This is a genomic window from Isoptericola variabilis, from assembly GCF_050311655.1.
Lineage (GTDB): Bacteria > Actinomycetota > Actinomycetes > Actinomycetales > Cellulomonadaceae > Isoptericola > Isoptericola variabilis.
In genome coordinates, this window is the sequence record NZ_JBNOZM010000024.1 from 1 (window position 1) to 276 (window position 276).

Annotated in this window: 1 protein-coding gene; it reads left to right on the plus strand. The window is 63.4% G+C overall.

Going from position 1 to position 276, the window contains the following annotated elements; all coding sequences use genetic code 11:
* Positions 1–276 (plus strand): membrane protein insertase YidC (gene yidC, locus ACQP60_RS20915; protein ID WP_429736578.1); only part of this gene is annotated, 276 nt, incomplete at both ends.

Here is a 276-nt window from a genome sequence, read left to right on the forward strand (position 1 = left end):
CGGCAACCTGTTCGCCCAGCTCAAGCGCGACAACAGCGGCGACCCGTCCTCGACCACCGCTACCGGCACCGCCACCTACCTCGGCGCGGCACTGTGGACCCCCGACGAGCCCTACAAGAAGGTGTCGATGAAGGACATCGACAAGCAGCCCTTCAAGGAAACCGTACAGGGCGGCTGGGTCGCCTGGCTGCAGCACTACTTCGTCACTGCCTGGGTACCGAGCAAGGACAGCACCAACCTGGTACAGACCCGCAAGGACAGCCAGGGTAACTACAT